The following is a 25758-nucleotide window of genomic DNA, read 5'->3' as shown; positions in this document are numbered from 1 at the left end:
CCACGGCCCGTTTCGCCCGTTCGCTCTTGTCGTGGCGATACTCCACGCCTACCTTCAGCCTATGCCGACCCGGCCGGGAGTCAATCGCTGGCGCCTTCGCCCTTGGTCGGAGGGTTACAGGTGTAACGCTGTATCCCTTGGCATCACGTGACAGTTGTTACGCGTGCTACACCCCTCAGACGCTCCCTCCCCCCCTTCACGTGGCACTAAATACATCGCAATTTCAGCTAGTTGGCATCTATTGCGGCAAGGTTGATGCGGCTGGCACGTTTCCTGCCTCGGGTGTGGCGTGTCTCCACGAACCATGAGGAAAACAATGATGACGACACGCACGCCAACCCAACACGTCCAACACTGGCTGAGCAACTTCGAAACCGCTCTTGAGCAACGTGACATCGAGCGGGTCATGCAGCTCTTCGGCGAGGAGTGCTACTGGCGCGACCTGGTCACCTTCACCTGGAACCTCAAGACGCTGGAGGGCAAGGACGCCATCCAGTCGATGCTCAACGCCACCCTGAGCGAGACGCGCCCCGGCAACTGGCAGATCGACGGCGAGGCCACGGAAGCGGACGGCATCACCGAAGCCTGGTTCACCTTCGAGACCGGGGTCGCCCACGGCAAGGGTTTCCTGCGCCTGAAGGGCGACCGGTGCTGGACCCTGCTGACCACCATGCAGGAACTCAAGGACTACCCCGAACCACGCGGCCCGCATCGCCCCAAGGGCGCCGAGCACGGCGCCAACAAGTCGCGCGAGACCTGGCTCGAATCACGCCAGCGCGAGGAGCGCGAACTCGGGTACACTCGCCAGCCCTACTGCGTGATCGTCGGTGGCGGCCAGGGTGGCATCGGGCTCGCCGCACGCCTGCGCCAGTTGAACGTGCCGACGATCGTGGTGGAGAAGAACCCTCGCCCCGGCGACTCCTGGCGCAACCGCTACAAGTCGCTGTGCCTGCACGACCCGGTATGGTACGACCACCTGCCCTACATCCCCTTCCCCGAGAACTGGCCGGTGTTCGCACCCAAGGACAAGATCGGCGACTGGCTGGAAATGTACACCAAGGTGATGGAACTGAACTACTGGAGTGCCACCGAATGCGAGAGCGCCAGCTTCGATGAAGCGAGTGGCGCATGGACGGTGAACGTCAATCGTGACGGCGAGCGGGTCACGCTGCGGCCCCGGCAGTTGATCCTGGCCACCGGCATGTCGGGCATGCCCAACGTGCCCCACTTCCCCGGCGCCGAAACCTTCGAGGGCGAGCAGCAGCATTCCAGCCAGCACCCCGGGCCGGATGCCTATCGTGGCAAGAAGTGCATCGTAGTGGGTTCCAACAACTCCGCCCACGACATCTGCGCCGCACTGTGGGAGAACGATGCCGACGTGACCATGCTGCAGCGCTCCTCGACCCACGTGGTGAAGTCGGACTCGCTGATGGAGGAAGTGCTCGGCCCGCTCTACTCCGAGGAAGCGGTGCAAAGCGGCATCAGCCACGACAAGGCCGACCTGCTGTTCGCCTCGATTCCCTACAAGGTGCTGCCCGACTTCCAGCGTCCCGCCTTCGACCAGATTCGCGAGCGCGACGCCGAATTCTACAAGCAGCTCGAAGACGCCGGTTTCCTGCTCGACTTCGGCAGCGACGACTCCGGGCTGTTCCTCAAGTACCTGCGACGCGGCTCCGGCTACTACATCGACGTGGGCGCCTGCGACCTGGTCGCCTCCGGTGAGGTCAAACTGCGCAGCGGCGTAAGCATCGAATGCATCAACCCGCACTCGATCACGCTCACCGACGGCTCCGAACTACCTGCCGACCTGATCGTGTACGCCACCGGCTACGGCTCCATGAACGGCTGGGCGGCACGCATCATCTCGCAGGACGTCGCCGACAAGGTCGGCAAGTGCTGGGGACTGGGCTCCGATACCCCCAAGGACCCCGGCCCCTGGGAAGGCGAACTGCGCAACATGTGGAAACCCACCCAGCAACAAGCGCTGTGGTTCCACGGCGGCAACCTCCACCAATCGCGCCACTACTCCCACTACCTGGCGCTGCAACTCAAGGCCCGTATGGAAGGCATCCCCACACCGGTATACGGCCTGCAGGAGGTGCATCATCTCGCCTGAACCACAACGGGCCGGTGCGTAAGTGCCGGCCCTTGTTAGCCTGGTCCGTTCGTTCTCGTATGTTTCCCTGTGATCATGAGGGGCTCGAGACCCTATCGTATTCATCATGGCGGAGCCACCGGACACCCGCCGTCTCGCTGCGCCCTCTGGGAGCCCGATCGAGCACCGGTATATGCCCCACAAGCCATCCAGTCCACGCGCATAGATAGTCGCCCCACATATTGCAGCAGAGGTCAGCAGCCGAGCATTGGCAAGGGCCCGTTCATTCGTCGAGAAGAGCTATGACAACACCGCCTCGGCTTCGATAGCGATCAGCCACTCCGGTTCGGCAAGGCCGTACACGATCGGCCAGGTGGCGGCCGGCGGAGCGATGGGGAAACGCTGCCGCAGCGCCTCCACCACCGCCTGCTGCTCGTAGCGCGCAAACTCGGCCAGGTAGATTCTCAGCATCACCACCCGCAAGAGATCGCCACCGAGGCTCGATAGCAACCGTTCGATATTGTCCAGTGCTGCCTCGGTCTGCTTACGAGGGGAGCAATCTCCGCGGGAACCGCGTCCGTCTGCAGCCGGGCGTTGATGGAGCGCGGTGAGATGGCCGCGGCAGATTCCGATACATCTCGCAGCGGCTTTAGGGTGTAGCGTAGGGTGACGTAGGCACACAGCCCGAAGGCGACGAACAGGACAAGGCCGAATACTGCGACTCCGGTGACCACGAGCGGAAAGGCGACATGGTGGAGAACATCCACGAACGTCGCTCTGAAGTACCACGATCGCAGCGATCACGAGCAGCGTGATACTGAGCCCCATTCCGGGGTCCACGACAAACTCATGTCCATAAGCGCCGCCACCATCGACCGGTTGCAACGGGAGCATCCTGGTACGTATTCCGATGGACACCTTCGGACACTGCAACGCCGGGTCCAAGAGTGGCGCAGGCAGATGGCGCTTCACCTTGTATTTGGTCAAGGTAGTACCGATGTTGCTTTCCCGACATATGACCATGAAGAGAAGATCAGCAATGAAGTGGAACAACCACTCGGTAACATTTCTGATGAGGCACCAGAGTAACCTTTCATCGTGAGGCAACACGACCGGCCAAGTTAATTGTCGCGCTATAAGGCCCGTGAAGCCCGGCCCAATCGTGCACCACCCTGCATCCAGCGTGATAGCTGGCTGAGCACCGAAATTCAGCGCGTCTGGGATGAGAACTTCGTTGTCTATGGCATCCGCGAGGTGTGGCGTCAGCGGTACCGCGAGACCATTCCAGCAGCTCGCGGCACGGTTGAGCGCCTGATACGGCAGTTGGGGTTACTTGGCGTGGTCAGAGGCAAGCGCATGCGAACGATCGTGCCCGATGCCCACAAGGCCTGCTCAGCGGACCTGGTGCGCCGCCAGTTCCAGCCTGCTGCATCTAGCCGGTATGGTTGTTATCGGTGTCGATGGCCTGCTTGCCGAGTATGACAAGGCTGGGCTGCTCTCAGTCGACGACCTTGGCCAGCAGCTTGGCCGCCGCCATCGACTCAACGCACTACTCGGTCTCGACATACACGGCGCAGTCGGCGCCCAGCGCCAGGGCTGTGGCAGCTACTCCTGGGCCGCATTGGATTTCACGGTCATAGCGACGATCACGGTCTCGACGACATTCTCTTTCAGCCGAACCGACTCTTCCACGGCGATCTCGTAGAAAGGGTTCATGGCCATCTTAACGTTGGAGAAGTCGATGTCGCTCTGATCCGACTTGCCCCAGATCTTGACGTCGTAGTCAATGCCACGTTTGACCGCGACGAGGAGCTTAGTGCCATTCCACTCCCCTCTGTTACTTGATCACTCCCTTGCGACGCAGCTCTTCGCAACGTGTCTCGTCGATGCCTAACTCGGCCATGACCTCGTCGGTGTGCTGGGCATAGAGCGGTGCCGGTCGACGAATCTGTTGAGGAGTCTCGGAGAGCTTGCTGGCGAATCCTATAGTCTTCATATTGCCGATGGTCGGGTGATCTATCGCCTGCACCATGCCACGCGCCTGATAATGCGGGTCGTCCAGAGCTTGGGCAAAGTTGTTGATAGGTCCAGCCGGCACACCCGCCTCGTCGCACTTAGCCAGCCAAGATTCGCACACATCCTGCACGAAGATCTCCTCGAGCACGACCTCCAATTCTTCCACGTTCTGCCCACGCAGGTAATTAGTGACGAAGCGCGGGTCTTCCAGCAGGTCAGGTCTCTGGATCACCTCATGGCAAAGGCGCTCCCAGGTACGTTGGTTGGCACAGCCCAGCATAATGTAGCCATCTTGTACCTTGATCGCCTGATAGGGTGCCGACACGCGGTGGCGCCAGCCAGTGGGCTCAGGCACGGTGCCTTCGGCGAAGTAGGCTGCTGCTTCCCAAGCAAACCAGGGAAGGCCACACTCAGCTATGGCCACATCTACATGCTGCCCCTCTCCGGTGTTCATCTTGTGAATGTAGGCCGCCAGGATCGAATATACGGCGGTAATCCCCGCACCGATATCGTAGACGGCGATGCCGGTCTTCAGCGGGCGCCGGCCGGGTTCACCAGTCATCGACATCAGGCCCGTCATGCCCTGAGCTACTAGGTCGAAGCCCCCTTTTTGGCTATAAGGGCCGGTCTGCCCGTAACCAGAGATGGAACAGTAGATGATGCCAGGGTTGAGGGCCTTGACGGTTTCATAATCCACCTGCAGCTTTTTGGCCACGCCGGTCCGATAGTTCTCTACAATCACGTCGGCTTCCTTGGCGAGCCGATAGAAGATCTCGCGCCCTTCCTCCTCCTTAAGATTCAGCGAAATACTCTTCTTGTTGCGGTTGATCTGAGCAAAGCAGGTCGACTCGTCATTGACGTAGGGCCCCATCTGGCGACTGTCGTCACCACCCTTCTTCTCCACCTTGATGACATCCGCGCCCATATCGCCAAGCACCATAGTGCAATAAGGCCCAGCCATGATCTGGGAAATGTCGAGAACTTTTATCTTCGTTAAGGGAAGCATGCTAGCCACCTCGTTGTAATAGGAAAAATTGCGGTCGGCATAGGGCACGAACAGTCATAGAACGGCCACTACTCTCCGAGCCATGAATGGGGTGTCTTGTTGATAAAAGCGCTGACGGCGCTCTTGAAATCACGACTGGTGTAGCAGAGCGCGATCAAGTCCTCTTCGCTGCCGGCGGCGGGTCGTCGAACTGCCAGTACACGCCGAACCTCCTCCTTGGAGGCTCGCAGAGTCAGGGGGGCGAAGCCGCCTAGCCTTTCGGCCACCTGCCTGACCTCAGCTTCAATCGTCTCAGGCGCAATGATCTCAGTCACCAAACCGGCCAGCTTCGCATCCTCGGCCTTGAATAGCTTGGCCAGCATCAGTACCTCCTTAGCCCTGGCGGCGCCAACCAAATCGACCAGACGCGATACATTGGTGATGGAGACACAGTTGCCAAGGGTCTTGGCGATGGGTATGCCGAAACGCAGATCGGGCGTGCAATAGCGGAAATCGCAAGCCAAGGCAATGGCCGCGCCACCGCCGATGCAAAATCCCTCAATAAGAGCGATGGTGGGCTTACTCAGGGACTCCAGGGTGCCAATGACCGCATCAATGCGATGTTCATAATCCAGCGCGTGCTCAGCCATGTCGAAGGTAGTGAACTGCTTAATATCGGTTCCGGCCACGAAGGCTTCGCCACCACTGCCACGCAGCACTACCACATCGATATCGGGATCCTCGTTTAAAGTCTGGCAATAACCCTCAAGCGCGTCGTACATCTCCCAGGTCATGGCATTGCGGACCTGAGGACGATTGAAGATCAGCCAGGCGATGCGCCCATCTTTGATGAGCTCCAGCTCGGCCGTCGATTTCGGCTCCATTACCCCTCCTGCTTCATCAGAGACTGGCAGGTGGCCGGAGGCCTCATCTGCCGTCATTACGTTCGACGCACGTCGCGGTGCACGATTCTCACGCACCCCGGTTGCATCCCACGCCATGCCGTCTGGCTCGCAGTACGTGGTTCAAAGAGCGCCAAGACTATACACATTTAATTCTGAACTCATAATTCATTTAGTTCAAATTAGACCTTTGTCTGCCCCGGTTACCCGACGTACTCGTTACCACAGATGATGTGGTTATGTTGAACAGTCGGCACTTCCAGAAGGAGGATTATGAATTCAATTTATTGACGCCATTTGCCGGGATTCATACCGTATTCCATATTCCGGAGCTTTGACGCCACCGACTGCCGGCCAGTTAACGACCGTCCAACACAAGAGGAGACAGGACATGGCCACCTACGCGCTCGAGGATATTTCGCCCTGCCACGATGCCAGCGTGTTTATCGCCCGCGAAGCTGCCGTAATCGGTGACGTCCGATTAGGCAAGGACGTCAGCATCTGGCCAGGAGCCGTGCTGCGAGGCGACAACGAGCCGATCTACATCGCCGACAACAGCAATATTCAAGAAAATTGTGTGCTCCATACTGATCCCGACTTTCCCCTGAGCATCGGCAAGGACGTCACCGTTGGTCATCTAGTCATGCTGCATGGCTGCACCATCGGTGACGGCACCCTGGTAGGCATGCACTCGACTATCCTCAATGGCGCGTGGATCGGAGAGAATTGCCTGATCGGCGCCGGCTCGGTGATCACCTCCAACAAGGAATTCCCTTCCAACTCGTTAATCCTGGGGTCGCCTGCCAAGGTATCGCGTACCCTGAGCTCCGAGGAAGTGGCCGGCCTGATCGAGAGCAGCAAGAACTATGTGGCACGCAAGGAGCGTTATCTGGCTCATCTGAAACCGTTGAGTGAATGACTCTGAGCGCCCCTCCCACTTACCCTCATAAACAGATGAAGCGCGACACGGCAGGGTATCCGCCTTGCCGTGTCGCACTCGTAAATGGCCAACACCATCCCGCTCAATGGAATACTGGCCACTGTTATTCCATAGCGATGGCTGGCCACAGGCTTTTGGTCCCCACAATCTTAGCTTTTACTGGAAAAACAATAACTCATAGATGTTGAGCACGGCTTCTCCGAGCCCTGCCATAACAGATACCCCCTTCAAGATTATTCAAAAACCTATGGCTGTGACGGGGATGCTCAACGCTGACTGCTGGAAAAGTCTCTATCGACTCACTCCTGCAAAACTTCCAAGCCGAAAAACCCGCGAACATTACTCAAAAAACTTCAGCCAGGCTTTAGCAGTCCCTTGATTCACCGCGACTGAATTGAATGCCAGAGCCGTGGGCTAGGGTAAACCGACAGTAGCGGATTGCCTCTCCCTCCTGGTCCCCATGACGCTCCCCAGCCAGAGTCCAGACAAAAGTCTAATATATCTTTTTGAATACATAATTCATGTTTAGCGGTATGTTAATCCTTTTGCCCGCCCATACCAGCCACTGCAGGGAAAGGAGTGACTAAGAAACGCATCAGGGGCGAGTTCGATCGCAGCCAACATTGCGTCTGCGGATTGATCGACAGATGGCGACTCATTCAATAAAACAAGCTGCTTAGGAGGTTCGATGAACCTGAGTGATCCCACTCTTTTCAGGCAACACTGCTATATCGATGGCCGTTGGACCGATGCCGAGGGACAGGCCGCCATCGAGGTCACCAACCCTGCCGACAATGCGCTGCTGGGGACCGTGCCGCACCTGACGCAAGCCCAAGTCCGGTCAGCAATCGATGCCGCCGATCGTTCCCTTCCCGAATGGAAAGCCAGGACGGCCAAGCAGCGCGCTTCGATCCTTCGACATTGGTTCGATCTATGTATGGAACATCAAGAGGATCTGGCACACATCCTGACCCTAGAACAGGGCAAGCCTCTCCATGAGGCTCGAGGGGAGATTGCCTACGGTGCCTCTTTTATAGAATGGTTTGGCGAAGAGGCCAAGCGGATCTATGGCGATGTTATCCCGGCCCACGCCAATGACCGCCGCATCGTCGTCACCAGGGAACCCGTCGGAGTGGTCGCGGCCATCACCCCCTGGAACTTTCCCAACGCCATGATCACTCGAAAGGCCGCCGCAGCCATGGCGGCCGGATGCACCGTAGTCATCAAGCCCGCTTCCAGTACGCCCTACTCGGCCTTGGCGCTGGCAGAGCTCGCCGAGCGGGCCGGTGTTCCCCGGGGGGTACTGAACGTGGTGACTGGCAGCGCTCGGGACGTGGGTGATGAGCTGACCTCGAATCCGCTAGTCCGCAAGCTCTCCTTCACTGGGTCCACGGCAGTGGGCAAGGTTCTACTCACCGCCTGTGCTCAGACTGTCAAGAAGGTCTCGATGGAGCTGGGTGGCAATGCGCCCTTCATCATCTTCGAAGATGCCGACCTCGACCAGGCGGTTGCAGGGGTTATGGCCTCCAAGTTTCGCAACACCGGCCAAACCTGTGTCTGCGCGAACAGGATTTTTGTTCACGACAAGATCTACGACGACTTTGCCGACCGACTGGCCACAGCCGTCAGCGCGCAAAAGGTCGGCAACGGCCTCAAGGACGGAGTCGCACTGGGGCCTTTGATCAACCTGGCAGCCGTCGAAAAGGTGGAACAACATATCGAGGATGCAAAAGCCAAGGGCGCTAGCGTTCACCTGGGTGGGAAGCGCCACGAGCTACAGGGGAATTTCTTCCAGCCGACGATCCTGACAAACGTCTCCCCTAACTCAATGCTCATGCACGATGAAACCTTTGGCCCCGTGGCTCCGCTGTTGCGCTTCAACGATGAAGATGACGTGATCCGCCAGGCCAATGACACCACGCTGGGCTTGGCCAGCTACTTCTATACACGTGACGTGGGTCGCGTCTGGCGCGTCGCGGAAGCCCTGGAGTGCGGCATCGTGGGCATCAACGAAGGCATCATCTCAAGCGAGCTGGCTCCCTTTGGCGGGGTCAAGGAGTCCGGCATCGGCCGCGAGGGCTCCAAGTACGGCATCGATGACTATATCGAGATCAAGTATCTCTGTATGGGTGGCCTTTAAAGCATTACCAACACACAGCACAGGACCAGGACATGAACAGCAAGCCGTTATCGGAACAGCGGGTTGGCATGATCGGCATCGGTTTAATGGGGCACGGCATCGCCAGCAGCATCCAACGCGCCGGGTGGCCCCTCAGTTTTCTCGACCACCTCGGCAACCAACCAGTCGACGAGTTGGTGGCCCAGGGGGCGGTGCCATTCACAGAGGGGGCGGATTTGGCCCACCACTCCGACATCATCATTATTTGTGTCACGGGCACGCCCCAAGTGGAAGCCGTCCTCTTCCATGAAGGCGGCGTCTTGCAAGGGATCCAGCCAGGAACCGTGGTCATCGATTGCTCGACCGCAATTCCGAGCTCGACGGTCAAGGTTGCCGAGGCAGTAGAGGCAGCGGGAGGACGGTTTGTGGATGCGCCGATGACACGCACCCCCAAGGAGGCCGCCGAGGGGCGACTCAACCTGATCGTGGGCGGAGATCACGATCTCTATGAAACTCTACTGCCCTTGCTGCAAAGCTATGCAGAAAACATCAAGCACGCCGGTCCCGTCGGCGCGGGCCATACTCTGAAGCTGTTGCATAACTTCGTCTCGGTCGGCTTTTCTACCGTGATGGCCGAAGCGGCCGCCTGCGCCGAGCGTGGTGGCGTCGACGCCAAGGTTCTGATTGACGTACTGGCTCAGGGGGGCGGAGCAGGAACGGTCCTCGATCGACTGAGTCCTTATATCCTGTCCCACGACTCGTCGGGCTTCCGTTTCAGTATCGCCAATGCCCATAAAGACATGGAGTATTACGTGGCTATGGCAACCGACCTGGACGCCACTCGGAAAACCGCATCGAACATTGTGCAGGTACTGGACGAAGCCGAGTCTTCAGGGTTTGCGCAAGCTACAGTGCCCGAGCTTGTCAGTATTCTGGCGCGGGGCAATCGACCATGGGCGAGCTGATGACGAGTCTGATGGCTATCACTGATCACTATGACGCAGCCATACGGACCTGCTGCCTCAATTCGCCGACGAGTTAGCGGTTATCTTAGAGAGCGGCTCGCACTTGTGAGTGATGGAGCAGCCATATAATCCAATAACTTGCCAAGGATCCACGCCGCCGAGTTATAGCAGACCTAAGTATCCAGGAACATTGTTACAGATGCCAATCCTGACCGACGAATCTGGCAGAAAACAAGAAAACATCTACTACGGAGACTCGAATCCATGTCCCAACAGCCCCCCTGTATCGCACTAACACTGGGTGACCCAGCCGGGATCGGCCCAGAGCTGATCGCCAAGCTCCTATCGGATAAAGAGGCAATCAACCAAGCCCAGATCGTGGTCGTAGGAGATCGCTGGCTCTGGGAGGAAGGTCAACGAGTCGCGGGAACAAGACAACACCTTCCCGAGGTCGGTTCGTTCGCTGAAGCCCATCAGGCTGACAGCCCAGTATTATTACCCGTAGAGACTGTGCTGCACGACGGTATTCGCTATGCTCAGGTCAGTGCGGCAGGTGGAGCTTCGGTCCTTGAGATATTAAAACGATGCCTAGATGCGGCTCAGGAAGGCCAGATCGACGCCATCTGCTTTGCCCCCCTCAACAAGCTATCGATGAAGCGGGGAGGCCTGAAGTATGAAGATGAGCTGCATTTTTTCGCTGAACGTCTCAAGGTCGACAGTTATTTCTGTGAATTCAATACTCTAGGCAATCTCTGGACTTCTCGGATTTCGTCACATGTGCCGCTGAGCGAGGCTGCCTCGTTCGTTACACGAGAACGCATCCTAGGTGCCACCCGTCTAATCTATGGCGCACTGAAGGCTGCGGGTGTGGCTGAGCCTCGCATCGCCGTGGCTGGACTCAACCCCCATGCTGGTGAAGGCGGCACCTGCGGTCGCGAGGAAATCGATATCATCGCCCCTGCCATCGCCGAGTGCGCCGACGCTGGCTATCCCGCTCAGGGGCCTATCCCCGCCGACACCATCTTTCGTCGGGCCCACGACGGCGAGTTCGATGGTGTCGTTACGATGTACCATGATCAGGGCCAGATCGCCCTTAAGCTGCTTGGCTTTGAAAGAGGCGTGACGGTGCAGGGTGGCCTGCCACTCCCTATCACCACGCCCGCCCATGGCACCGCTTTCGATATCGCCGGTCAAGGCCAAGCCAACGTCGAGGCCATGCGCCACGCCTTCAACATTGCCTGTCGTATGGGTCGGCATCATGTGACGCATCGAAGCGGTAGACAAAAGTCTATTAAACAATAATGAATTATGAGTTCATAATGACATAGTCTAAAGTGTGTAGCAGGTTGGAATCTTTCGCCATCGCAAGGACACGCTGCCAATTAGGCAAGAAAGAGCCAGGATGGATCCAGAACACTCTGAGTAACTGAATACTCAGAGATAAACGATAACAAAATCAGCCTTAACGGCACGTCAACAAAATAGAGGTGCAAGATGTTTCTCAAGAAAAAGCTCGCTCTAACAATTGCCACTTTAACTGTTAGCTTCGCCTCTGCCTCAGTATCGGCCGAAACACTGCGCTATGCGCATGTCGGTTCGGAAGGCGATTCGCAGACACGCTATGCGTCAGAAGCATCAGCCGCCATCGAAGAGGCCACCGACGGTGAAATAACGATCGACCTGTTCCCGGCAAGCCAGCTTGGCGATGTCGCTGAAATGGTCGACGGTGTGTCCCTTGGCTCAATCTCACTAGCACATCACGAATTTGCCTCGCTCGCCCAGATCGTCCCCGATATAGCCGTATTCAATGCTCCCTTCATTTATCGTGATAAAGAACATGCATTGAAAGCCACCGACCCGCAATCACCCGTCGTCAGCGAAATGAATAAGCGGCTCATTGAAGAGGGCGACATGCGCATCATCGGCAGGATGTACCGCGGGGCACGGCACATTACCGCCAACTTCCCCGTTCACTCCCCCGCCGATCTGGAAGGCAAGCCCTTCCGCGCCGTACCGCTCGACATATGGATTTCCATGGTCAATGGGTTTGGCGCCGACCCGACTCCCGTTGAAGTCTCCGAACTTCCGACCTCGTTGATGACCGGGCTCGTGGTTGGCCAGGAAAACCCACTGACCATGCTCATGTCCAACAGCCTTTATGAAGTGCAGTCCCATGTTTCAATGACCGGGCACATGCACTCCATACTGGCCGTGTTCATCAACGAGGAAACATGGCAGTCCTTTGATGAAGACCATCAGGAAACCATCACACGGATACTCGAGGAGAAAGCCCAGGAATCCCTCCAATGGGCACAAGAGCGTGAGGCTCGCCTGGTCGATGAACTGACCGAAAAGGGCATGACCTTCATCACCGAGGAGAATGGCCTCGATCTGGATGCCTTCCGCGATCAGGTCCTTGCACAAATCAACGAAGACTACCCTAACTTTGAACCCTATATCGAGCAAATTTCGGAAATAGAGTAATAGTTTGGCAGCAAGGGCAGTTGCCCTTGCTGCCATTACCAACCGCATAGGGTCGCAAGCATGAGAACCGGAAAAAGACTGTTGGAAATTTTCTGCCTAGCCTTGCTCGCAGGAATGATATTCGTTCCTTTCCTGCAGGTCATCACTCGCTCCGTATTTGGGTTCTCCATTCCCGGGTCGGGAGAACTCACTCGCTTCTTGCTTATTTGTCTGGTTTTTTCTTCTTATCCGTTGGCCATATCGAGCGGTGAAAACATCGAGATGGCTGAATTGCGCGAGACATTGCCCAGCAAGTTGAAGATAGCGCTCTACAAGGTCATAGCCCTGCTCTCCATACTTGCATGCCTGTTCATCGCTTATGCTGCGTTCATCACGGTGCTGGCAAATCTCAACAAGGCTACCCCCGTACTGAAGATTCCCTACTGGATCTTCTTCAGCACCACGTTCCTGGGGTTCGCGGGAGCCGCCTTCATGCACTTCCGTCAGGGGTTAAGATCTCGTCACCCTAAACATAGCATCGGTATATAGGAAAAAATAATGGGCTTCATGATACTGGCTCTTTTTTTAGTATTCTTCCTGCTCGGATTCCCTGTCGTTTATGCCATCCTCATTCCTTCCGTGGTCTATGTACTCATCGAGGGCTTTCCGGTAGGGCTTCTCGGCCAGCGCCTCACCTATTCTCTCGATAGTTTTCCATTGGTTGCCGTGCCCATATTCATCTTTGTTGGCAACTTGATGAACCAGTCCGGCATCACGGACAGGATTTTTCATTTTGCCAATACCCTGGTTGGCCGAGCCCCAGGGGGACTGGCACAGGTCAATATCTTCTCGAGCCTGATATTTTCGGGCATGTCAGGCGCATCTCTTGCGGATGTGGGGGGGCTTGGCAAGATAGAAATCGAAGCCATGAAGAAACGCGGCTATGGGGCGCCCTTCTCTGCGGCGGTCACGGCTTCATCGGCCGTCGTGGGTCCGATATTCCCCCCCAGCATCCCGTTGATCGTCTATGGGTCCGTCACGAGCGTCTCCATCGTGCAACTGCTCCTCGCCGGGATCGTTCCGGCCTTGATTTGCACGGCGCTGCTCATGATCACCGCGGCCATTCTGGCCATCAAGCACGACATGCCTCGCGCCCCAAGGCTTCCCACGACCAGGGAAGTGTATCGGTCATTCCTACCCGCTTTGCCGGCACTTCTGGCCCCAGTGTTGATGATCTCAGGCATGTTGTTGGGCCTGTTCACCCCGACGGAAGCCGCAGCTGTTACCGTCGCCTACGTGCTGTTGGTCAGCTCGCTTTTCTACAGGGAACTGACCTGGTCGCACTTGATAAGCTCGATGATGGCCACTTTGAAGACAACAAGTGCAATACTGATCATCGTGGCTGCGGCCTCTATGTTTGGCTGGATCTTGTCCGTCGAGCAGATCCCACAGCAGTTTGCTGCATTCATACTGCAGATATCCAAAGACCCACTCATGCTGCTGCTCATCGCCAACCTGATCTTCTTTATCGCCGGCATCTTTCTCGACTCGACCACTGCGACCCTGTTGATCGTGCCTATCGTGGCGCCCCCCATGGTGCTTGCAGGGGTCGATCCAGTACACCTTGGCGTCGTCGCCATCTTCAACCTGATGATCGGGTTGCTGACCCCACCCATGGGCCTGTCATTGTTCCTCGTTTCATCGATCGCCCAGGTGTCGCTGCGTCAGCTGCTGAAAGCGCTGATGCCATTCTATATCCCCCTGCTGATCACTCTGGCCATCATTACATTCTCAACTGACCTAGTACTGTGGCTGCCAGGCTTCCTGCGCTAAGTCGCAGAGCCTCAAACAATGACTGTACTGGCAAGAAGGAGTAGTAAAATGACAAGCAAGCCAACTATCGGTTTCATCGGCCTCGGCAAGATGGGCGCCGGCTTCACCTCGCGCCTCGTCGAAAGTGGCTATTCCGTCATCGGCTACGACATCGACGACGCCTGTTGCCAGGCCGCCAGGGCCAACGGCGTCGAGATTGCCGAGTCGCCGGCCAAGGTCGTCGAGCGTACCGAGATCATCCAGCTGTGCGTGATCTCCACGACTGCCGTGGAAGCGGTCATCCTCGGTGAGGGTGGCATTGCCGAGGTCACTCAGGGCCAGGGCAAGACCGTGGTCGACCACTCCACGACAGAGCTCGAGACCACCAAGCGCCTGGCGCAGACCTTGCTGGACCGGAGCGGCATGCAATTCGTCGACGCCCCGGTATCCGGTGGCCCCGGCGCCGCCGCCGAGGGACGCCTGGCCATCATGGCCGGTGGCGACCAGACCACCATCGACGCTATCCAACCATTGATGGCTACCCTTGGGCAATTCACTCGAATGGGCGAGGTTGGGGCCGGACAAGCCACCAAACTGATCAACCAGGCACTCGTGCTCTCCAACTACTGCGTGATCGCCGAAGCCTGTAACCTCGGCAACCGTTTCGGCATCGATGTCAGCAAGATCCCCGACGCCCTCTCCTCGGGCTATGCCGGCAGCAATCTGCTCAACGACCTTTTGCCCCGCATGGTCGAGAACGACTTCGAACCGCGTGGCTACGCCCGGCAGATTCTCAAGGACCTGCATATGCTGCAGGACGCCGCTAATGCCTTGAACGTTTCCATGCCCATGGCGGGTACCGCCAACTCCCTCTACAGCATGCTGATTTCCCAGGATAAGGGCGAATTGGATGGTGCTGCCATAGTGTCGCTACTTGAAGGTGTCGGGCCGGAGCGCTAATGTCATGAATAGTCTACCCATCATTGATGCACATCAGCATTTTTGGGATCTCGAGCAGAACTATGTGCCTTGGCTCTGCGACGAGGAGATGATCCCGTTTCGCTATGGCGATTACAGCGCCATCCGGCGTAACTACCTGCCCGCGGATTACCGCCGCGATACTGAGGGCTTCCGGGTGGTTGGATCGGTCTTCGTGGAAACCGAGTGGGATCCCCGCACACCTATCCAAGAGACACGCTGGGTCCATCAGCTAGCTGAACAGGAGGGCCTCCCCAGCGTAATGGTCGCTCAGGCACGCCTGGACCAGTCGAATGTAGAAGAGGTTTTGGAAGCACATTGTGCTTACCCGCGGGTACGGGGAATCCGTCATAAGCCAACCGCGGCAGCATCACCCTCGGCAGTGGAGCCCGGCATACCGGGCTCCATGGGCGACCCTGCTTGGCGCCGCGGCTTCGCCCTACTAGCCAAACATGGGCTCTCCTTCGATCTACAGGCACCTTGGTGGCACTTCGACGAAGCCACCGAACTAGCTGAAAGCTTTCCGGAAACCCAACTGATCATCAATCATACCGGGCTACCAGCAGATCGTAGTGAAACAGGTTTTCGTAGATGGCGTGAAGCCATTGCCAAGGTAGCAAAGCTGCCTAATGTGGCAATAAAGATATCGGGGATCGGCGTTCCCGGAACCACGTGGAGTATAGAGGCGAATCGCCAAGTGGTGCTAGAAACCATCGAGTGTTTCGGAATCGAACGCTGCATGTTCGCCAGTAATTTTCCGGTAGATAGCTTGGTAGCTTCTTTCAATACTATCTTCGGTGGCTTCATGGACATCACGGCTTCATTCAATGAGGACGAGAGGCGACGGCTCTTTTATAGCAATGCCGTACATTTCTATCGGATGGAATCTTTACTAACCCCCTAAGCCAATATTGCCGACCGCGCCGCGCCAGCCTGCAGCCGGCGCGGTCTTGGTGACCTCGACTATTCAGCCATATCCTCAAGATTGGACATTTCCACCTTATTCTTGAGGTGACGACTCAGAACCTCTCCTAGTGCAACTCCATCTCGGGCACGCAATGCATTGACCATATCCTTATGCTCTTGAACCGCCTTGGGCCAGTAGTCACTACTCAGTTCCGCAGTGAACCGAACCCGACGGACCCGTTGATTTAGATTCTTGTAAACATCAATAAGAACATCATTCTGGGAGGCAACTACAATGGCCTCATGAATCTGCTGGTTGAGCAACAAATACTCCTGCATATTACCTTTCTTGTAATGTGCCAGCATTTGGTAATGCAAAGACTCTATATTCTTCAGTTCAGAATCAGTGACCCGATCACCTGCCAACTTTCCCGACAACGCTTCAAGGTTCTGCATGACCTCAAATGTGTTCTTGATGGTGGCCTTCGTGAGCTTTGAAACACGAGCACCACGATTGGGTAACAATTCCACAAAGCCCTCATAGGCGAGTACCTTAAGTGCCTCTCTTAGGGGGGTACGAGACACCCCAAATTGTTCACAAAGCTGCTTTTCGGGTACACGACTACCTGGTACCAGTGCACCTTGGGAGATCATGTCACGAATCCGCTCAGCGACCTCACCATGCAAAGTGTTTTGCTTGATCTTTTCCATAAAGCGCCATCTCCAAGACACATTACCGGAGCGATATCAACCATGGTCGCTAGCAGCGATAACGCTCACTAAATTACTAATTCCAACGTTAATAACAAATTATGCATTCAAAAAAGCAATGAGACAAGATCTGTTAGATCCTGGATTCATAGGGCGGAAGCAGGCTCTGAGTGCAACACTTTCATTGAGTTGTTGACGGGCCTTCGTGGTACTTCGCCATTAACTCACTCATCATCTGAACTGCACCCCGAAAGTTGGACACCCAATCCAACCTTCGGGGTGTTTCTATGAGCAAGCAGTACGACGAGAGATTCAAGCAGCGGATTGTGCAGCAATGCTTACGTGCGGACACCAGCCTACGGGAGGTAGCGCGCCAGCATGGCCTGGACGCCTCCACCCGACAGCTACCGTCAGCATGGCGTAGAGGGGCTGCGCAAGAAGTACCGTCACCAAAGTGCGGCCTTCCAACTGCTGGTACTCGAAAGGATGAGGCGGGAGGGCTTGTCATATCGCCAGACGGCCGCTCTGTTCGATATCCGTGAGGACGGCGCTATTGGCAGATGGGAGCGTCAGTACCATAGTGGGGGCTTGGCCGCCTTAGCACCGACGCGTCAGGGACGCCGCCCCATGCCTCAGAAGCCTCCGTCACCACCGCCCGAGTCGCGCTCCGATGATGAGCGCTCCCAAGAAGAGTTGCTCGAGGAGTTGGCGTATCTGCGGGCGGAGAACGCCTACCTAAAAAAGCTCGATGCCTTGGCCCAAGAGAAGCGAGTGACGACACGGGGCAAATAGCGGCATGGGGAACTCCTCACATTGGGTGAAAGGAGGAGTCACTATCGCAGCCGCTCACTTACTGAAAACTTACCGCCCTCTTGCTCACTACGATCCATTGGCCAACATTCCAGACGACGGCGTTGCCGAGCAGTCTCGGTCGACCGTGATGAAGACCATTGCCATGGAGGCAAGCATGGTGTTGACCGCCCAGGAATGGGCAGGCACACCCGGCTTCCGCGCTCCATGGGCTTCGACGCACAGCCAACGGATGGCGATGCACTAACCTGATCGGTCTCAGCTATCCAGATCAGCAGCAAGCGCCACCTCTTTCTGCTCTTCCAACAGGCGGAGTCGTTCGGTCAGCGCTTGTCTGATGGACGTATAGGCAGAGCTTCCCAGGGCCAGACGGAACGGTGGCGTCTCGGCGTCTACCGCCACGACGATGGCATCGACTGTCTTGGCGGCATCTCCCTTGATGGCGAAGGCACCGGAAGCCACCGCCCGCCGGACATCGCCGGCCGGCGTGTCGTCATAACAGGCGAGAGGCGGGGCATGATCCAGCCCGGCAGCGAAGTTGGTTCCAGTCGGCCCCGGCTCGATAAGCAGGCAATCGATTCCGAATGGAGCGACCTCCTTGGCGACGGATTCCACGAACCCCTCGATACCCCACTTAGTCGCATGGTAGAGGCTGAAGTTCGGATAGGCGATCTGCCCTCCCTCCGACGATACCTGAACGATGCGGCCGCCCCTGCTCCCGCAGATGTGGAAGAACTGCGCGAATGAGTTGGATGGACCCCGTCAGATTCGTAGCGATCTGGCGCTCAATCTGTGCGTCGCTCACTTCTTCACCGGCACCGAAGAGGCCATAACCGGCATTGCTGACCACGACGTCAATCCGTTCCATGCGCTCGAAGGCCTCCTGCATGACGGTTCTGATTGCCTTGGTATCCGTCACATCGAGAACGAACACATGCAGTCGATCACCGTAGCGTTCCAGCAGCTCATCCAGCACGCCAGACTGTCGCAGCGTAGCGACCACACGATCGCCACGTTCGAGCAGCCGTTCAACGAGCAGGCGGCCAAGGCCGGTGGATGTACCTGTGATAAGCCAAGTCTTGGACACGAGAAATCTCCTGAATCATTAACCGCGTGTTGCAAGACACAGGCTATGGCAGTATCACTGTTTGGAGAATACCCAACAATTGGCATGAAGAAGTGAAAATTATTCACCAATGAGCAAGCCAACGCTAACCGACCTCAAGGCCTTCCAGGCAGTGGCTGAACACTGCAGTTTTCGCCGAGCAGCCGACCTACTGGGTGTCAGTCGCTCCTCTCTCAGTCACACGGTGCGTTCCCTTGAGCGAAGGTTAGGCACGAGACTGCTGCACCGAACCACACGCAGCGTATCCCTGACCGAAAGCGGCGAGCGCTTGCTACGGCGTTTGAAACCGTTATTGAGCGATTTGGACACGATCCTGGAAGAAGCATCGAGCTCCGAAGGAAGGATCACGGGCAAGTTGCGCATCAACGGTAGCGAAGGAGTGATTCGCCTGTTGCTGCAAACCGTCGTGCCACGCTATCTCGCTCTCCATGATGGCGTCGAACTCGATCTCGTGGCCGAGGGGCGACTCGTTGACATTGTCGAGCAGGGTTTTGATGCGGGCGTCAGGCTGAGAGAGGCGGTTCCTCAGGATATGATCGCCATCCCTGTAGGACGCGATATGCGCTTTCTTGCCGTTGCCTCACCTGGCTATCTTCGCAGCCGGGCGGCACCAAAGACGCCGGACGATCTAGCCACTCACCAATGCATAAGACAGAGGTTGCCGAGTGGCAAGCTCTACCGCTGGGAGTTCCATCAGAATGGCCAGGACGTGGCTGTCGATGTGCCCGGCGCCCTGACCTTGGATAGCAGTCAATTGATGGTGGAGGCTGCAGCGGATGGTCTGGGCATCGCCTATGTGCCTGAACTCTACGTACAGGCCCATCTGAACGATGGGAGGCTGGTCACCGTGCTCGAGGCGTGGTGCCCACCCATTCCAGGCCTGTTTCTCTACTACCCCAATAACCGACATGTACCGCCAAGCCTGCGTGCTTTCATCGACCTGCTGCGAGAGCTGCGAATGTAATATTCGCGCGTCGATATGAGTTCCAAAAATACCGTGACCGACAATTTACGAGGGGTTGAAACGCCGAAGTAAACGCCCAGCATTTTACTAAGGCAATTGTAGTATGGCGTTGTCATTGCCCCCCTTCGTATCAGCGCGGCAAATGCTCCTCATGTCATCCGCCCCCATACTGCTCCCCGGCAGTACCGGCATCGTCGGCCGCCCGCTGCGTGAGCGTACGACGACGCAGGGACGTCTGCGCGATCGCCGGCGGTACGTAGGCCGCCCTCTCCAACGGCGCCACATCGACGCCCGGCGGGACGATTTCGTCGATCCGGTCGAGAATCTCGTCGCTCAACTGCACCTCCGCGCCGGCGAGCAGGTCGTCGAGTTGCTCGGGTGTGCGAGGACCGATGATGGCGGATGTCATCGCCGGATGCGTCACCACGAAGGCCAGCGCCATGTGGATCAATGACAGGCCCGCGCTCTCAGCCAGCGGGATGAGCTGCTCGACTGCATCGAGGCTAGCTTCGTCAGTCATCGCCTTCGGGAAATATGTCACGCGCAGCGAGTCCGGCCGCTCTCCGCTCTTACGGTACTTGCCGGTCAACATGCCTTTGGCCAGCGGGCTCCACGCCATCGCTCCCATACCATAACGCTGGCAGACAGGCAGCACTTCCCGCTCGATCGACCTATTGAGAATGGAATAAGGCGGCTGCTCGGTGCGGAAGCGAGCCAGCCCGCGTCGCTCAGCGACCCATTGCGCCTCCACGATGTCGGAAGCGGGAACGGTCGAGGCACCGATGGCGCGTACCTTGCCCTCGCGCATCAAGTCGGTGAGGACCGACAGGGTTTCCTCGATGTCGGTGTCCGGCGCCAGCCGATGAATCTGATAAAGGTCGATATGGTCGGTCTGCAGGCGACGCAGCGAGTCTTCGACCGCGCGGGTCAACCAGCGCCGCGACCCGCCACGGCGGTTGGGGTCGTCACCCATCGGGAGAGACGCCTTGGTGGCGAGCACAACGTCGTCCCGCCTCCCCTTCAGCGCCTTGCCGACGATCTCTTCGGACTCGCCCTGGCTGTATGCGTCGGCAGTGTCGATGAAGTTGATGCCAAAATCGAGCGCCTTGTGGATCATGCCCACGCATTCATCGTGATCGGAGTTGGCGATTCCTCCGAACATCATCGCGCCCAGGCAGTAGGGGCTGACCTGGATGCCGGTACGGCCGAGATTGCGGTATTGCATGGTGGTTATCCTTGTATGGCGGAAATGGTGTCGGGTGAGTCACGCTCACAGAAGATTGCGGGAGAACTCCCCGGTACAGAGCGCCTCTTGCATATGCCGGGAACCGAGTATGGCAAGCCGAAACCGGATGATATACAATAGTTAGTCCATATTTTGTTGGCATATGTCCTGAATTGACGGATCCGCTCGCTCAAATAGTCACGCTGCTTCAACCCGCTGCCCCGTTCTCGAAACGGGTCAGCGGCGCAGGCCGTTGGAGCCTTCGCCGCACAGAGGTCGGACGCCCCTACTATTGCGCCATTCTTGAAGGGGAGTGCCGTCTGGCAGCCGGCGGTCACGACGAGATCGTCCTTCGTGAGGGAGATTTCGCGCTGATCCCCTCGGCGAATGACTTCACGATGTCGAGCCGCACGCCAACAGAAGTGAAGGACATGGATCTCACTCCCATCGCGATGCCCGATGGCGAATTCCGGCTTGGTAGCCCCGACGGCCTTCCCGATGTTCGCCTGCTGGTAGGTTACTGTGTCTTTCGCTCCCCGGATGCGGCTCTGCTCGCCTCGCTGCTGCCGCAGCTCGTGCATATTCGGGGCGTAAATCGGCTAGCCACGCTCATGCAACTCGTCAGCGATGAATCGCGTGCGCAACGACCGGCACGCGAAGTTGTCCTGGAACGCCTGCTGGAAGTCCTGCTCATCGAAGCTCTTCGTTCCAGTGGACAGACGGATACATCGCCCGGGCTACTGCGCGGCCTTGCTGATGAGCGCCTCGCCGCCGCGATCCGCCGGATACATGAGAGTCCCGACCGGCCATGGACGGTTGCGCAACTGGCGAAAGAAGCGACGCTTTCCCGATCCGCGTTTTATGAACGGTTCGGCCGCGCCGTGGGCAGCGCTCCGATGGAATACCTGCTCGCCTGGCGCATGGCATTGGCCAAGGATTGGCTGCGCAGAGGACAAGCCAGCATCGCTGACGTCGCCGAGCGGGTCGGCTACAGCTCCGCCAGCACGTTTAGCGTGGCCTTCAGCCGCCATGTCGGAGTGCCACCCGCCCGCTACGCCCGGGACACTTCAATTGGCGAGATAACTCAGCACGAAGCCGGCAGTCCGGAGGAAACCAGACCGATCGCTTGAGGCGAGGGTCTCAAGCAGAGGCAACAATAGAAGGCGGACATTAACGCGGGCCGCCTGATGCTCGACGAAGGTTTCTCAGCGAGCAATGCTGCCTTCGAGGTGGGTTACGAGAGCGTCTCGCAGTTCACGCGCGAATACGGACGCCTGTTCCAGACGCCACCGAAGCGCGATGCCCTGCGCTTGCGGAGCACACCGGTCACCATCGAAGAGAATGCGAAGGCCGGAATAAACAGGCGTATCTAGCGACAGACGCGAAGAATTCTCTGCCTGGCCAACCCTACTCCCTCGGCTGCATCATCAAAAGTTGGAGGAGGCTCTCAAACGGGTCAAGCCTCCAGGAGCTGCGGATGATCAGCGGAGCGGGAGAGTAACGACCTCGTCAACAGGGCCTGTCTCCGGTTAGATTCGTCTCTAGTGACTTTCGCCTCTGACGACATCCTTTCACCATCGACAACCCGGAGCCCATTCATGTCCCGTGCTATCGAAATCTCCGCCGCCGACGGCACCATCGACGCGCATGTCTTCACCCCCGAGGGCGCCAACGGCCCCCTTCCGGCCGTAGTGCTGTTCACCGATATCGGCGGTCTGCGCCCCTGCTATCACGAGAAAGCCCAGCAAATCGCGAACCACGGCTATGCCGTGTTGATGCCCAACGTCTACTACCGCGATGCAAGTGGCCCCGTCGTGCCGGAGGGCAAGTCCTTCCGTGACCCAGACGTGCGACCGACGCTGGTCGAATATGCCGACCACCTCACGCCCGAAGCGCAATCCCGCGACTTCGTCGCCCTGCTGGGCTGCATCGACAACGAGGCCGAGTTCGCGGACGGCAAGATAGGCGCGGTCGGCTATTGCATGACCGGGGCTTTCGCGCTGCGCATGGCGGCCGAACACGCCGATCGCGTGGCGGCTGCGGCCGGTTTCCATTCGGCTCGACTGGCAGAGGCAGACGACCCGAACAGCCCCGTGCATGAGGTCGGCACCATCGAGGGGCGCGTCTATTTCGGCCACGCCGACAAGGACGAACTGCTGCCCCCCGAGCAGATCGCCCGCATGGACGAGGCGCTAGCCGCCGCCGGCGTGCACTTCACCACCGAACTCTACAAGGGCGCAGCCCATGGCTTCACGGCCAAGGATGCGCCCTCCTACGATGCGGCCGCCGATGACCTGCATCACAAGCGGCTGTCCCTGCTCCTGGAAGAGACGCTGTAACAGGACCGTTCCCACGTTTCATCAGCGGCCCCGCTGTATGGACCGCGTTGACGGGGGATGTCGCGTAACCTTTGCGGACTGTCATTCCTTCTGCCCTTGCGATAGCCCCGGCTGGATATGCCACCCTGAGCAGATAGTTCCCTGTCGGCTCGACGACAGGCTATCTTGAAGGTTCCACCCCCCAAGACGGAAAGGAGAGCCCCATGAGCAACAGGGAAGCCTACGAGCAGAAGCTGCAGGCCAAGTTGGACGAATGGCAGGCCGAGATCGACAAACTGAGGGCCCGTGCCAAGAGCAACGAGGCCGATGCCCGCATCGAACGGGAGGAGGAGGCTGACCGTCTTGAAGCGAAGCGCGAGGAAGTGCGCCAGAAGCTCGACGAGCTGCGCAATTCCAGCGATGACGCTTGGGACGACATCAAGGACGGTGCGGAGCGCGCCTGGGATTCACTGAGCGCGTCCTTCGAAAAGGCCCGCTCCCGCTTCAAGTGATCCTATACCCTCGCTCGGGCGCCCGTATCAGCGGCGCCCTCTCCTCCCGCCATTGGCTGACCCTAGTCGAAACCTTGCGAGGCCCGCCTGGACGCGGCTAAGAGACGAGTGAGTGAAGAAGACTGAGGAAGGAATACCCCAATAGCGTTTTTTCAATCCGACCAACACGATGTAAGTGATTAATGACATATCGTGTAAGAGGTTTATATCACAGAGTTGAGCATATAGAACATGCAGTAGAACGAGTGATAACTTAGTCTTTGTCATGGACAAAGGAGTGTCCCATGGACCCTAAAAAGTTGGCGAGATAGCTTTCTACCAGTGTGACACTGTATTATAATCCAGAGGTTCATGGAACAGAAAAGCGCGAGGAATGCGACTCACAAGCCGAGGCCAATTGTTCCGAATAGTATAAGACAAAACGAACGATAACTGCAGATCGGGAAGAAATGGATATTCTAGCCGACAGCCCTAAAGCGAAGACATTGAGCAAAGTAAATTTGCAACAATAAAGGAATAAATCGAAGTAAAAATTGAGAAAACAACAATAAGTAGCCTTAATAATGGAAATTATGTAGAGAAATTTATTACAAATCAACAAGCCTTTCGACTTAGGCATTTAATAAGGCATAGCATGTAACTAGCCCGAATGCTTTCACTATCGCTTAAAGCCTATTACCAATCTATAATCAATCATCTGTTTTTACCGATTATCACCGATAAGATGCTCTAGAAACAAAGTCCCCACCTTCCCTATCGGCTGTCGTTTCGGCCAAAAGGCAATAACCGTTCTATCAATGTTAGGTGTCAGGCTTTTTACGGCCACTTTCTTAGTAGAATGAGAATGCAAAGCCAACCTAGGCACAAGACTGATTCCTACATCAGCTGCTACCATATCGAGTAATGTCGCAGTGTCACGCACCCAGAAATCGATTTGAAAGGAGTGGGTGTCATCCAGTGATTTCGCAAATATTTGATGTATCAGTGCTTCGCAACCACCGGATGACATGATGAGAGGATAGTCCGTTAATGTTGACACCCCGATTGCCTCGTAAGTCGCCAATTCGTGGCTTTCAGGTAACACGGCCAGGATCTCATCACAGCATACTTCTTCCCAAGAAAAATTTTCTCTCCAATAGGCTGCGTTGATGTGTGTTATATCCGTGATAAAGCCAATATCAATGACACCACTTTCCACCCACTCTTTCACCTCATCCTCTACCCCTTCCAACACTAAACTAACAGAGCGGGGGTAACGTTTCGAAAAATCATCAATAAACGGCGTCATAAGACCTTTTAACACGCTGGGGATCCCACCGATTCTTAATGATTTATCAACGGCCCCCTTCATATTCTCAAGCTGATAATTCAATGTACCCAGCTCACTCAAAATCTTCTTTGCGCTCGTTACAACAATCTCACCTAGCGCGGTCACATGTAACTCGTTATGTTCTTTTCTCAGTAGTTGGCCGCCCACTACACGTTCAAGTGATTGCAAAGAATGACTTACCCCTGACTGACTAACTCCTAAGCGATCTGCCGCCTTGGTATAAGACCGTTCTTCCACAACACATAAAAACGCTCTTAGTTGCGACACCGTGATTTCAGTTCCTCTGATCATCACACGACCTCATATCCCTTATGAGAAAATTCGATTTTACTAAAACAGCTTGTTAAAAATAGAATCAAAGCATCAATCTCATGGGGCTAACTGAAAATGTCATACCGATATTATCACCCTTTAGTAAAAGATGCACAAAAAATTCATCAATTAGCTATGACCACAAAACAGCTCGATAGCTATCCAGAGTATTTTTACTTGCTTTGGTGCAGAGACTTTTATAGAATATCATTAGTTAAAAAAGAAAACAAAAACATTGTTAGATTTATCATAGGACACATTCAACCAGC

24 protein-coding genes and 3 pseudogenes are annotated in these 25758 nt (G+C 56.7%); 19 read left to right on the top strand and 8 right to left on the bottom strand.

What is annotated here, in order from left to right; genetic code table 11:
* The first annotated feature begins 319 nt into the window (after window positions 1-319).
* Complete coding sequence (locus FVV99_RS07420; protein ID WP_148253733.1) at window positions 320-2116, top strand: NAD(P)/FAD-dependent oxidoreductase; 1797 nt, start codon at window positions 320-322, stop codon at window positions 2114-2116.
* Window positions 2117-2395: 279 nt separating this feature from the next.
* Here FVV99_RS07420 and FVV99_RS18760 read toward each other — a convergent pair whose 3' ends face one another.
* On the bottom strand, window positions 2396-2989 hold the full coding sequence (locus FVV99_RS18760) for a Rid family hydrolase (protein ID WP_236645338.1): 594 nt from the start codon (window positions 2987-2989) through the stop codon (window positions 2396-2398).
* A 231-nt stretch (window positions 2990-3220) separates the two neighbouring features.
* Between FVV99_RS18760 and FVV99_RS19050 the strand changes: the two genes are divergently transcribed.
* Window positions 3221-3577, top strand: a complete 357-nt coding sequence (locus FVV99_RS19050) for an IS3 family transposase (RefSeq protein ID WP_148253416.1) — start codon at window positions 3221-3223, stop codon at window positions 3575-3577.
* Here the strand turns inward: FVV99_RS19050 and FVV99_RS18750 are convergent.
* The 3 genes and pseudogenes from FVV99_RS18750 to FVV99_RS07390 form a co-directional block, all read right to left on the bottom strand.
* Window positions 3531-3883 (bottom strand): annotated as a pseudogene (locus tag FVV99_RS18750) (electron transfer flavoprotein subunit beta/FixA family protein); the annotation flags it as partial. The gene FVV99_RS19050 and the pseudogene FVV99_RS18750 overlap by 47 nt on opposite strands.
* 49 nt (window positions 3884-3932) lie before the next feature.
* Window positions 3933-5165 (bottom strand): CaiB/BaiF CoA transferase family protein, encoded by a 1233-nt coding sequence (locus tag FVV99_RS07395; RefSeq protein WP_236645337.1) that lies wholly within the window; start codon window positions 5163-5165, stop codon window positions 3933-3935.
* A gap of 20 nt (window positions 5166-5185) precedes the next feature.
* Window positions 5186-5980 carry an enoyl-CoA hydratase/isomerase family protein gene (locus FVV99_RS07390; RefSeq protein ID WP_148253415.1) on the bottom strand — a complete coding sequence of 265 codons (795 nt, stop codon included), beginning with the start codon at window positions 5978-5980 and terminating at the stop codon, window positions 5186-5188.
* A 409-nt stretch (window positions 5981-6389) separates the two neighbouring features.
* Between FVV99_RS07390 and FVV99_RS07385 the strand changes: the two genes are divergently transcribed.
* The 9 genes from FVV99_RS07385 (at window position 6390) to FVV99_RS07345 (ending at window position 16179) form a co-directional block, all read left to right on the top strand.
* The gene (locus FVV99_RS07385; protein ID WP_148253414.1) at window positions 6390-6917 is read left to right on the top strand and encodes a gamma carbonic anhydrase family protein; all 528 of its coding nucleotides are present in this window, start codon (window positions 6390-6392) and stop codon (window positions 6915-6917) included.
* 709 nt (window positions 6918-7626) lie between these two features.
* Window positions 7627-9078, top strand: coding sequence for an NAD-dependent succinate-semialdehyde dehydrogenase (locus FVV99_RS07380; RefSeq protein ID WP_148253413.1), 1452 nt, complete (start codon window positions 7627-7629; stop codon window positions 9076-9078).
* Window positions 9060-10022: an NAD(P)-dependent oxidoreductase gene (locus FVV99_RS07375; RefSeq protein ID WP_269090057.1), complete on the top strand. Its 963-nt coding sequence runs from the start codon at window positions 9060-9062 to the stop codon at window positions 10020-10022. The genes FVV99_RS07380 and FVV99_RS07375 overlap by 19 nt, the downstream gene beginning before the upstream one ends.
* A gap of 264 nt (window positions 10023-10286) precedes the next feature.
* A complete protein-coding gene (locus FVV99_RS07370; RefSeq protein WP_148253411.1) occupies window positions 10287-11324 on the top strand; it encodes a 4-hydroxythreonine-4-phosphate dehydrogenase PdxA in 1038 nt (345 codons plus the stop codon).
* 192 nt (window positions 11325-11516) lie between these two features.
* Window positions 11517-12506 (top strand): TRAP transporter substrate-binding protein, encoded by a 990-nt coding sequence (locus FVV99_RS07365; RefSeq protein WP_148253410.1) that lies wholly within the window; start codon window positions 11517-11519, stop codon window positions 12504-12506.
* Window positions 12507-12566: 60 nt separating this feature from the next.
* A complete protein-coding gene (locus FVV99_RS07360; RefSeq protein WP_148253409.1) occupies window positions 12567-13034 on the top strand; it encodes a TRAP transporter small permease in 468 nt (155 codons plus the stop codon).
* A gap of 9 nt (window positions 13035-13043) precedes the next feature.
* On the top strand, window positions 13044-14318 hold the full coding sequence (locus FVV99_RS07355; RefSeq protein WP_148253408.1) for a TRAP transporter large permease: 1275 nt from the start codon (window positions 13044-13046) through the stop codon (window positions 14316-14318).
* A 48-nt stretch (window positions 14319-14366) separates the two neighbouring features.
* On the top strand, window positions 14367-15257 hold the full coding sequence (locus FVV99_RS07350) for an NAD(P)-dependent oxidoreductase (protein WP_148253407.1): 891 nt from the start codon (window positions 14367-14369) through the stop codon (window positions 15255-15257).
* A 4-nt stretch (window positions 15258-15261) separates the two neighbouring features.
* Window positions 15262-16179, top strand: coding sequence for an amidohydrolase family protein (locus tag FVV99_RS07345; RefSeq protein WP_148253406.1), 918 nt, complete (start codon window positions 15262-15264; stop codon window positions 16177-16179).
* 59 nt (window positions 16180-16238) lie between these two features.
* On the opposite strand, the gene FVV99_RS07340 is transcribed toward FVV99_RS07345, so the two are convergent.
* Window positions 16239-16892, bottom strand: coding sequence for a GntR family transcriptional regulator (locus FVV99_RS07340; protein WP_148253405.1), 654 nt, complete (start codon window positions 16890-16892; stop codon window positions 16239-16241).
* A gap of 287 nt (window positions 16893-17179) precedes the next feature.
* Here FVV99_RS07340 and FVV99_RS19045 point away from each other — a divergent pair.
* From FVV99_RS19045 to FVV99_RS07325, 3 genes and pseudogenes are all read left to right on the top strand, one after another.
* Window positions 17180-17260, top strand: a pseudogene (locus FVV99_RS19045) (hypothetical protein); the annotation flags it as partial.
* Window positions 17261-17270: 10 nt separating this feature from the next.
* Window positions 17271-17684, top strand: a complete 414-nt coding sequence (locus FVV99_RS07330) for a helix-turn-helix domain-containing protein (RefSeq protein ID WP_148253403.1) — start codon at window positions 17271-17273, stop codon at window positions 17682-17684.
* Between the two features lie 4 nt (window positions 17685-17688).
* Window positions 17689-17949, top strand: coding sequence for a hypothetical protein (locus FVV99_RS07325; RefSeq protein ID WP_148253402.1), 261 nt, complete (start codon window positions 17689-17691; stop codon window positions 17947-17949).
* 11 nt (window positions 17950-17960) lie between these two features.
* Here the strand turns inward: FVV99_RS07325 and FVV99_RS07320 are convergent.
* Window positions 17961-18789: pseudogene (locus FVV99_RS07320) on the bottom strand (SDR family oxidoreductase).
* 109 nt (window positions 18790-18898) lie between these two features.
* On the opposite strand from FVV99_RS07320, the gene FVV99_RS07315 reads away from it, so the two are divergent.
* Window positions 18899-19792: a LysR family transcriptional regulator gene (locus FVV99_RS07315; RefSeq protein ID WP_148253401.1), complete on the top strand. Its 894-nt coding sequence runs from the start codon at window positions 18899-18901 to the stop codon at window positions 19790-19792.
* Between the two features lie 154 nt (window positions 19793-19946).
* Here the strand turns inward: FVV99_RS07315 and FVV99_RS07310 are convergent, their stop codons facing one another.
* Window positions 19947-21017, bottom strand: a complete 1071-nt coding sequence (locus tag FVV99_RS07310) for an aldo/keto reductase (RefSeq protein WP_148253400.1) — start codon at window positions 21015-21017, stop codon at window positions 19947-19949.
* 173 nt (window positions 21018-21190) lie between these two features.
* Here FVV99_RS07310 and FVV99_RS07305 point away from each other — a divergent pair, with 173 nt between their 5' ends.
* From FVV99_RS07305 to FVV99_RS07290, 4 genes are all read left to right on the top strand, one after another.
* Window positions 21191-22147, top strand: a complete 957-nt coding sequence (locus tag FVV99_RS07305) for an AraC family transcriptional regulator (protein ID WP_148253399.1) — start codon at window positions 21191-21193, stop codon at window positions 22145-22147.
* Window positions 22148-22204: 57 nt separating this feature from the next.
* Window positions 22205-22390: a hypothetical protein gene (locus FVV99_RS07300; protein ID WP_236645336.1), complete on the top strand. Its 186-nt coding sequence runs from the start codon at window positions 22205-22207 to the stop codon at window positions 22388-22390.
* Window positions 22391-22615: 225 nt separating this feature from the next.
* Window positions 22616-23356, top strand: a complete 741-nt coding sequence (locus FVV99_RS07295; protein ID WP_148253398.1) for a dienelactone hydrolase family protein — start codon at window positions 22616-22618, stop codon at window positions 23354-23356.
* A gap of 203 nt (window positions 23357-23559) precedes the next feature.
* Window positions 23560-23847 carry a sll1863 family stress response protein gene (locus tag FVV99_RS07290; protein ID WP_092568360.1) on the top strand — a complete coding sequence of 96 codons (288 nt, stop codon included), beginning with the start codon at window positions 23560-23562 and terminating at the stop codon, window positions 23845-23847.
* Between the two features lie 703 nt (window positions 23848-24550).
* Here the strand turns inward: FVV99_RS07290 and FVV99_RS07285 are convergent.
* Entirely contained in the window at window positions 24551-25468 is a 918-nt protein-coding gene (locus tag FVV99_RS07285; RefSeq protein ID WP_148253397.1) for a LysR family transcriptional regulator, read from the bottom strand.
* Window positions 25469-25758 lie beyond the last annotated feature (290 nt).

This window comes from Aidingimonas lacisalsi, assembly GCF_008079445.1.
Classification (GTDB): Bacteria; Pseudomonadota; Gammaproteobacteria; order Pseudomonadales; family Halomonadaceae; genus Aidingimonas; species Aidingimonas lacisalsi.
Note: the sequence above shows the minus strand (reverse complement) of the source record. Positions and strands in the feature narration are given on the sequence as shown.